This is a genomic window from Streptomyces sp. BE20 (assembly GCF_036322525.1).
Lineage (GTDB): Bacteria > Actinomycetota > Actinomycetes > Streptomycetales > Streptomycetaceae > Kitasatospora.
Map to the genome: position 1 here is coordinate 1 of NZ_JAQYWW010000950.1, position 1,898 is coordinate 1,898.

Here is a 1,898-nt window from a genome sequence, read left to right on the forward strand (position 1 = left end):
GGCCCCGACCTCGTCCGCGGCACCCGCAACGGGTACGGGCGCCGGCAAGGGCACGCCGGAGGTCGCCGACGGCTCGGGCGTCAAGATCGCCCTCGTCCCCGGCGGGGCGCACCCGTACTTCCAGCCGTGGAAGAGTGCCGGCGCCGCCGCGAAGACGGCGTTGCGTCTCGGGGACGTGACCTTCGACGAGACCGCCGAGTGGGACCAGCAGAAGCAGAACAACCTGCTCTCGACACTCGCCGCACGCGGCTACAACGCCTTCGGCATCTTCGGTGTCTCGCCCACCGACATCAACACGACGTTCGCGGACCTCAAGTCGCAGGGCTTCGCGGTGGCCTCCCTCGCCTCGTGCCCGGCCGGCGGCTCGAACAAGGCGGACTTCTGTCTGTCGACCGACGTGACCCGCGCCGCGTACAAGGCGGCCACCGCCGCGATCGAGGCGATGGGCGGCCAGGGCACCCTGGTGCACCTGACCGGCAACAACGTGGACGCCAACACCCAGCTGCGGATCAAGGGGGTCGCCCAGGCCGTGGAGGAGTCCGGTGGCAAGGTGAAGCTGCTGCAGACCGTCACGGACATCGACAAGGACCTGCAGAGCGCGCAGAAGGCGGTCTCCGACCTGCTCGCCGCCAAGGGCAGCCAGATCAACGGCATCGTCACCACCGCCTACAACCCCGCCGTCGCCGCCGCGGACGCCGTCAAGACCACCGGCTCCAAGGCCAAGGTCGTCGCGATCGACGACGACCCCAAGATCCTCGGCGCGATCAAGGACGGCACGGTCGCCGCGACCGTCGTACAGAACCCGGTGGGCCAGGCGGAGGTCGGCTCCTGGGCGCTGGCCCTGCTGCAGACCAAGCAGTGCACGGTGCGCGACCCGGGCGCGATCGTCGACTCCGGCTCCTTCGTCGTGACCCAGCAGACCGTCGACACCTACGACGCCGACCGCAAGGCGAAGACGCAGCAGCTCAAGGTGCAGTTCACGGACACCGTCCTCACCTGCCGCTGACCACCACCCCGCCTCAGAGATCGGGCTTCGTCTGATGACCACCATCACGACCGCCACCGCTCTTCTCGCCGACATCGCGGTGGAGGCGGACCGCACGGACGCCGTCCAGGCGTTCGTCAAGCAGGAGACGATCCTGGTCGAGATCGCGACCACGGACGGGCTCCGGGGAACCGGCTACTCCTACACCATCGGGACCGGCGGAAGCTCGGTGCTGAGCCTGCTGAACGACCACCTGCTCCCCCTTCTCGGGGGACAGGACGCGCGCAACGTCGAGGCGCTGTGGCAGCGACTGTTCGCCGCGACACGGGCGACGACCACGGGTGCCATCACCTCCCTGGCACTCGCGGCCGTCGACACGGCCCTGTGGGACCTGCGCTGCAAACGCGCCGGCGAACCGCTGTGGCGCCTCGCCGGCGGACACCGCCCACAGGTCCCCGTCTACGACACCGAGGGCGGCTGGCTCCACCTGACCACCGACGAACTCGTGAAGTCGGCGCTCACCGCCCGGGAGGCGGGCTGGGCCGGCGTGAAGATCAAGGTCGGCAAGCCCCACGCCGCCGAGGACGCCGAGCGCCTGCGGGCCGTCCGCGAAGCCGTCGGGCCGACCCTGCACATCATGACCGACGCCAACCAGTCCCAGAGCATCTCCTCGGCGCTGCGGCTCGCACGGGCCCTGGAACCCTACGACCCGTACTGGCTCGAAGAACCTCTGCCGGCCGACGACATCAGCGGCCACGCACGACTCGCGAGGGCCACCCGCATCCCCGTCGCGGTCGGCGAGTCCATGTACTCGCTCGCGCAGTTCCGCACCTACCTGGAGGCCGGCGCCGCGTCCATCGTGCAGGTGGACGCCGCCCGCGTCGGCGGCATCACCCCCTGGCTCAAGGTCGCC

General features: G+C 70.4%; 2 protein-coding genes. Both read left to right on the forward strand.

Going from position 1 to position 1,898, the window contains the following annotated elements:
• The coding region (locus tag PUR61_RS23860) for a sugar ABC transporter substrate-binding protein (RefSeq protein ID WP_329881417.1) at positions 1 to 1,006 on the forward strand (1,006 nt) is incomplete at its 5' end.
• Positions 1,007 to 1,040: 34 nt separating this feature from the next.
• Positions 1,041 to 1,898: mandelate racemase/muconate lactonizing enzyme family protein (locus tag PUR61_RS23865; protein WP_329881418.1), on the forward strand; the 858-nt coding region annotated here is incomplete at its 3' end.